Source organism: Paraburkholderia sp. Ac-20336, from assembly GCF_017105025.1.
Classification (GTDB): domain Bacteria; phylum Pseudomonadota; class Gammaproteobacteria; order Burkholderiales; family Burkholderiaceae; genus Paraburkholderia.
Genome location: NZ_JAAGPS010000249.1, coordinates 1 through 3,341, shown reverse-complemented (window position 1 = coordinate 3,341; position 3,341 = coordinate 1). Strand labels below are relative to the sequence as shown.

Here is a 3,341-nt window from a genome sequence, read left to right as displayed (position 1 = left end):
CGCGTGTCGATGCCGGCATCCACTTCGCCGCTGCCGGCGTGGGCGCGGCAGCCGCCGCGCTCGACCGACGCATCGGTGCGCACGGTCCAGCCGCGCGTTTGCAGTTCTTCGAGCAGATACGCCTCGACGACCGGCAGATCGGCGGGACTCACGATCAGCGACGGCGCGCCGGTCAGCGCCGGTTCGGCCGCCAGCACTTCGCGCGCGGCGGCGATCAGCGCGGTCGGATCGTGCTGCACGTGCTGGCGCACGACCTGCTGCGCGATATCGAGCGCGAGCGCGACGAGCGTTTCGGAAATCGCGTGCTGCGCGCCGCCGAGCGCGGTCTTGAAGGTTTCGGCGAGCGCGGCGAGGCGCGCCGCTTCCTCGCGCGCTTCGCTCTGGCCTTGCGCGAAACCCTGCGCATGGCCCTGGTCATAGCCGGCCTGATAGCCGAGCGCCTGACCGGCCACGTGACCCGAGGCGACGCCCTGCGCCTGCGCGGCTTCGCGCAGGCGGTCGAGTTCGGCCTCGAACGCGCGCTCGTCGAATTCGGGTTCGGCCGGCGGCGGCGCGGGCGGCACCGGGTCGAACGAGGCCATCTCCCAGCGCTGGTAGGCCGAGAGGCTTTCCTTCGCCGTGGAGTTCGGATCAGACATACGCATCTTCGGCCTTGCCGCCTAGAACGATCTGGCCGCTCTCGGCCAGGTTGCGCACGATCTGCAGGATGCGGCGCTGCTGCGTCTCGACTTCGGAGACGCGCACCGGACCGCGCGCGTCGAGGTCTTCGGCAAGCAGTTCGGCCGCGCGCTGCGACATGTTCGAGAGGAACTTCTGGCGCAGCGCGGGCGGTGCGCCCTTCAGCGAAATGATCAGCGCCTCGGACTCGACTTCCTTCAGCAGCAGCTGGATCGCGCGGTCTTCGAGGTCGAGCAGGTTCTCGAACACGAACATCTGATCGACGATCTTCTGCGCCAGCTCGGCGTCGTACTGGCGCACGTTTTCGAGCACGCCTTCCTCGTGATTGCTCGACATGAAGTTGAGGATTTCGGCCGCCGTGCGGATGCCGCCCATCGGGCTGCGCTTGAGGTTGTCGCTGCCGGAGAGCAAGCCCGTGAGCACGTCGTCGAGTTCGCGCAGCGCGGCCGGCTGGATGCCGTCGAGCGTCGCGATGCGCAGCAGCACGTCGTTGCGCAGGCGATCCGTGAAGCAGGCGGAGATTTCGGATGCCTGATCGCGGTCCAGGTGCACGAGGATCGTCGCGATGATCTGCGGATGCTCGTTCTTGATGAGTTCGGCGACGGCCGCCGAGTCCATCCACTTGAGCCCTTCGATGCCGCTCGTGTCGCTGCCCTGCAGAATCCGGTCGATGATGACGCCGGCCTTGTCGTCGCCGAGCGCCTTGGTCAGCACCGAGCGGATGTACTCGTTCGAATCGAGCGACATGCCGGTGTGCTGCTCGGCCTCGCGCACGAACTCCTGCAGCACCTCGTCGACCTGCTCGCGCGTCACGTTCTTCAGCGCGGCCATCGCGACGCCGATCTTCTGGACTTCGCGCGGGCCGAGGAACTTGAACACCTGCGCGGCCTCTTCCTCGCCGATCGACATCAGCAGCAGCGCGCTCTTCACTACGCCTTCAGCGCTCATCGGACACCCAATTTTTCACGACGGTTGCAACGATCTTCGGGTCCTGGCGCGCGATGCTGCGCGCGAACTCCAGGTTCCGCTCATATTTGTGCTTGGCATTTTCGAGCGCGAGCGTCTCGGGGTCGGCCTCGATCTGGACGACCGCGCCGTCGCGTTCCTCGGCCGGAATGCCGTCGAGCAGCAAGGGCTCGTCGGGCGAGGCGAGCGCCGCGACCGGCTCGGGCGGAGGCGGGAACGCGCGGCGCAGCGCCGGCTTCACCATCACGAAGTAGAGGAACAGGGCCACCGCGCCGATGCCGAGGTAGGTCGCGATCTGCTTGTAGAGCGCGAGCATGTCCGGCGTGCGCCACCACGGCAGGTTGGCGTTCGGGTCGAGTTCGGTCGTGAACGCGCTGTTGACCACGTTGACCGAGTCGCCGCGCTGCGCGTCGAAGCCCATCGCGTCCTTCACGAGCTGGGTGATCTGCGCGAGCTTGTCGGCGCTGACCGGCTGCATCGTCACGTGGCCCTTCGCGTCGGTCACCTTCAGGTAATTGACGACGACCGCGACCGAGAGCCGGCGGATGCCGCCCATCGGCTGGTCGATGTGGCGCACGGTCTTGTCGAGTTCGTAGTTGGTGGTCGAATCCTTGTGCTCGCTGACCGGCGTCGTGGCGACGCCGCTCGCGCCGTTGCCGGCGACGACCGGCGCGGAGGCCGGCTGCGGCGGCTGGTTCGACAGCGCGCCCGGCACGCCCGAGGCGCCGCCCTGCGACATTTCGGTGGCACTGCTCGTTTGCTGGCTGCGCACCGCCGCCTGTTGCGGATTGCCGTTCGGGCCGTAGTTCTCCGAAGTCTGCTCGCTGTGCGAGAAGTCGATGTCGGCGCTCACCTGCGAGTGCGCGTTGCCCGCGCCGAACAGCGGCGCGAGGATCGCGTCGATGCGCTGCTGCGTGTTGCGCTCGATCTGCTGGCGATACTTCAGTTGCGTCGCGTCGAGCCCGCTGCCGGTGGCCGGTTGCGTGAGCAGGTTGCCGTCCTGATCGAGGATCGTCACGCCTTTCACCGGCATTTCCGGTACAGCCGACGCCACCATGTGCGTGATCGCGACAACCTGGCCTTCGTCGAGCACGCGGCCCGGATAGAGATTGACGAGCACCGACGCCGAGGGCGGTTCCTTGTCGCGCACGAACACGGTCGGCTTCGGAATCGCCAGATGCACGCGCGCCGACTTCACGGTCGAGATCGACTCGATCGTGCGTTCGAGTTCGCCTTCGAGTGCGCGCTGATAGTTGATCTGCTCGTCGAACTGGCTGATGCCGAATTTCTGGTTGTCCATCAGCTCGAAGCCGACCGAGCCGCTTTTCGGCAGCCCCTGCGAGGCGAGGCGCAGGCGCATCTCGTGGACCTGCTCGGCCGGCACGAGGATCGCGCCGCCGCTCTCGGAGAGCTTGTACGGAATGTTGGCCTGCTGCAGCGCGGCGATGATCTGGCCGCCGTCGCGGTCCGACAGATTGCTGTAGAGCACCTTGTAGTCGGGCGCGCGCGACCACAGAAACAGGCCCGCGACGACCGCCACCAGCAGCGCGACTGCGAACACGAGCGGCGCGCGCGGGTTGCCGCGCATCTGCGCGAGACCGGACAGACGCTGCGAGAAGTTGCCGCCCATGCCACTTAGGCCGCCGAGCCCGCCGAGGTCGGCGCCGCCGGCCTGGCCGCTGGCGGGCTGGCCGGGC

General features: G+C 67.8%; 3 protein-coding genes. All 3 read right to left on the bottom strand.

The window, feature by feature from the left end; translation table 11 throughout:
- Positions 1 to 644: flagellar assembly protein FliH (gene fliH / locus GXB81_RS30610; protein WP_205991169.1), on the bottom strand; the 644-nt coding region annotated here is incomplete at its 3' end.
- Complete coding sequence (gene fliG, locus GXB81_RS30605) at positions 631 to 1,626, bottom strand: flagellar motor switch protein FliG (RefSeq protein ID WP_167047400.1); 996 nt, start codon at positions 1,624 to 1,626, stop codon at positions 631 to 633. The genes fliH and fliG, both read right to left, overlap by 14 nt.
- The coding region (gene fliF, locus GXB81_RS30600; protein ID WP_205991168.1) for a flagellar basal-body MS-ring/collar protein FliF at positions 1,616 to 3,341 on the bottom strand (1,726 nt) is incomplete at its 5' end. The genes fliF and fliG, both read right to left, overlap by 11 nt.

What these genes read in the sequence shown, in the direction of transcription:
- fliG (WP_167047400.1), bottom strand. Translation starts at nt 1,626, where the DNA reads ATGAGCGCTGAAGGCGTAGTGAAGAGCGCGCTGCTGCTGATGTCGATC.